We start from the raw sequence: 2913 nt of genomic DNA on the forward strand, positions 1-2913 counted from the left end.
TGTCGGTCTATTAGCGTCGCCCCTGCGCGGGGCAGCGGTCACTTTTCTTTGTCTTGCCAAAGAAAAGTAACCAAAAGAAAGGCGCTCGGATAACACATGACTTCCCGGTGCCATGGCTCCCGAAGTGGACCGCGCCTAAGTGTCCGCGCCAGTCAGGCGGGCGGAGTGGTTCGAGCAATGGATCTGACACCACTCACCACCCAACGGAGCGGTATACCGCCCGCTGGCTCCATCCTCGCTACGCTCGGCCGACAGGGACGCACCCCTTGAGCAGCGTAGTCGGTCGATCAATCCCAGACCACAGCACACAATGCCACGGCCCCTATGCACATGCAGTCCGCCATCCTCACTGATCACCAAGGGATCGAATGAGCACTAATCGGCAGGCAGCATACCCAACGCGATCGCGCCATCTCACGCATCTCGCAATATTGAGACGTCCCCTTGCGTCGAGCGACTACGATTGTGAATTTCCGAGGGGGCCAAACAATGAATAGAAGAATTGCAGTTGTCGGTGACAGCCTTTCTAGTGGTGGAACGATTCAACCATACAGCGGGCCGCCGTTCCTTGTACACGGCCATCAAGCAGCTCTGATTGGCGGCAGCGCGTTCTGCACTACGTGCAAGAGCACCGGCATCATCGCAAAAGCAGGCGGTCCGTATCGGCTCAAGTTTCAGGGAGAAGTCGCACTAGACCAAGACATTGTGCTGTGCGGTTGCTCGATGCCGCCACGCATCATGGCATCACTTGCAGGTGAAGCATGGTGCAGTGATGGGCTAAAGGGTCTCGGAGAAGTCGTTTCGAGCCGCACGACAACAGGCGGCGTCACATCAATCAAAAAAGGCGCGTTTGACGAGCAAGTCGAGACTACGGTAAGCAGCGACCTTGTTGCCGGACCGGCAGGCTATCCATACTACATCGAGACGGCAGACGGCCGTGCCCATTCCGGCGCGCTTGATGCGAGCAGCATCCTGCCTCGCATCCATACCGGCGATGCATCCGGGGAGTACATCGTTTATTGGGGAGACGAAGCCATTGCAAAACAACATCGCGAGGTCAACAATGCCTAACCCGCCCACGAAGGTCGTAACGAACAAAACGGAAAAGTCGAAAAAATCAGTGCAACTCCAGGCGCTGTCCTTTCAAGAACTTTGGAACGCATATCCGACCAAAGACCCCTACGCCGACCCTGCCGGCGAGTATGAAAACCAGTGTGCTATCCGCATGAGCGTCACGTTTCACAAGGTCGGAAGCAGCATGAAGTCGTTTTCCCAAAATGTGTTGAAGCCGATGCCGGGCAAGAAAACGCTGGGTCGTCTGATTCTCGATGAAAAGGCGACTGCAACCCGCGCTTACGAACTGGCTGAATGGCTGAAGCTTCGCCCCTTTCTCGGCATGGGGAGGCCCGAGAACATCACCGGGCCGGATTGGCAAGACAAGATAAAAGGTCGAACCGGTATCATCTATTTTTTCGGTTACTGGCGCCAGGATGGCGACTCAGCCGATGCACTGAGCGGCGGTCACATCGACCTGTGGAACAAAGACACACTGACACCATCCTTTGCGTCGCTCTGGCGATTTCGCCTTGGTCAGCGAACGTTCCCAGACTTATTGTCGCGGCTTCGCGGGGGGAACGGGAATGTGATTTCGGACCTAGCGAAATCTAAAGAAATCCTATTCTGGGAGGTGAATTGAGACGTATAGCGTTCGCTATTCTAGGCCTCGTGTGGGGCTTGCTTGTTGCAGCGGCGTGCCTCTATGTATTCAGCCATATTCCTTGGCCTGACGCCCTGCAATCGCGGTCGGCCGGCTGTAGCGACATGGAACACTGCGCGCCTCACGCAGTTTACATCGCAACCTTGCTCATTACGACCTTATGGCCGTCGGTTGTTTTTGCCACGCTCAACGCCTTTGCTTATAAGCGTTGGTCGCCGCGCAGATGGAGCATCAAGTTCGCAGCTGCCACCTTGTTCGTCATGCTGATCTATTTATTGCTTCACGTCGCCCCCTACCTATGGCTCGTCGACCGATGGCTTGTCAGATAGCCACTTAGAAAGTCGAAAGGATAGAAAAAGAAACCTGGCGCAAGGCCGGGTTCTAATCAAGCGACATTCACAGGCAGCACAACAACGTTACCCGAATTCTCACTGGCGCGGTCGGCATCCAACTGGTTCTCCGACCTTGCCAATTCCAAAGAGATCCTATTCTGGGAAGTGAAATGAAACGTATGGCGCTCGCTGCACTAGGGTTCGTATGGGGCTTGTTCGTCACCTGGGCGACCGTCTACATTCTCAATCACATCCATTGGCCCGAAGCGAAATCGCACGCGACAGGCTGCAACGACATGGAACACTGCACCTCTCACGTGAGCTTTCTGGCAGGCATGCTCGCCATGCTGCTATGGCCCGCCGTCGCATGTGCAGTATTAAACGCCGTGGCGTATAAACGGTGGTCGGGACGTCGTTGGGGAGGAGGGCTTTTCGTTGTAACGTTGCTTGCCGCACTGCTCTATAGCAAGCCGTACGTCGTACCGTACATAGGTCTTGCCGGCTAACCGCGGTCCCTACTCTTGGGCATCGGGGGTACGCCATCATCGCTCATATTTGTCGCTCGCCTCTGAGCAAGGCACTACAAACTCATCTCGCGACCTGAAGTACCTTGCAGCCGAGCGTAGCGAGGATGGAGCCAGCGGGCGGTATACCGCTCCGTTGGGTGGTGAGTGGTGTCAGATCCATTGCTCGAACCACTCCGCCCGCCTGACTGGCGCGGACACTTAGGCGCGGTCCACTTCGGGAGCCATGGCACCGGGAAGTCATGTGTTATCCGAGCGCCTTTCTTTTGGTTACTTTTCTTTGGCAAGACAAAGAAAAGTGACCGCTGCCCCGCGCAGGGGCGACGCTAATAGACCGACA

The 2913-nt window shown here is 56.0% G+C and carries 2 protein-coding genes; both read left to right on the top strand.

The genetic code is table 11. From position 1 onward, the window contains the following. The first annotated feature begins 489 nt into the window (after nt 1-489). Nucleotides 490-1071, top strand: coding sequence for a PAAR domain-containing protein (locus BFF94_RS37460; protein ID WP_128848597.1), 582 nt, complete (start codon nt 490-492; stop codon nt 1069-1071). Continuing rightward, nucleotides 1064-1696, top strand: coding sequence for a type VI secretion system amidase effector protein Tae4 (locus BFF94_RS37465; protein ID WP_128848595.1), 633 nt, complete (start codon nt 1064-1066; stop codon nt 1694-1696). Before BFF94_RS37460 ends, BFF94_RS37465 begins: the two co-directional genes overlap by 8 nt. The last annotated feature ends 1217 nt before the right edge of the window (nt 1697-2913 follow it).

Source organism: Burkholderia catarinensis, from assembly GCF_001883705.2.
GTDB classification, from domain to species: domain Bacteria; phylum Pseudomonadota; class Gammaproteobacteria; order Burkholderiales; family Burkholderiaceae; genus Burkholderia; species Burkholderia catarinensis.